The 316-nt window shown below is 82.0% G+C and carries 1 pseudogene; it reads left to right on the top strand.

Annotation, left to right across the window (positions count from 1 at the left end):
• Positions 1-91 precede the first annotated feature (91 nt).
• Positions 92-316, top strand: a pseudogene (locus ADL12_RS26580) (hypothetical protein); the annotation flags it as partial.

Raw genomic sequence — 316 nt, 5'->3', positions numbered from 1 at the left:
GCTGCCCACGGAGGCCGAGGGCCTCCGGCTGAAGCCCGGGTCGTCGGGTGGGGGCGAGCGGGGGGCGAGCCCGGCGGTCTAGGACGCGCTGGTGGAACTGGGGGAGGCGGAGGACGCCGACGTCACGGCGGGCCTGGCCGCGGTGCTCCCCCGAGCCCCCCTCCCCGGCCCGGAGCACCCGGGCGGCCCGGAACTTGGCCGTCATCCCGGCCCCGACGCCCTCCTCGCCCCCAAGCGGGTGCCGGGGAGCGGGCACCTCCTCCCGGGCCGCCTAGGCCCCGGCGCCGGGCTCGCCGCCCACGCCCAGGCGCGCCCC

It is taken from the genome of Streptomyces regalis (genome assembly GCF_001509475.1).
GTDB classification, from domain to species: Bacteria; Actinomycetota; Actinomycetes; order Streptomycetales; family Streptomycetaceae; genus Streptomyces; species Streptomyces regalis.
Note: the sequence above shows the minus strand (reverse complement) of the source record. Positions and strands in the feature narration are given on the sequence as shown.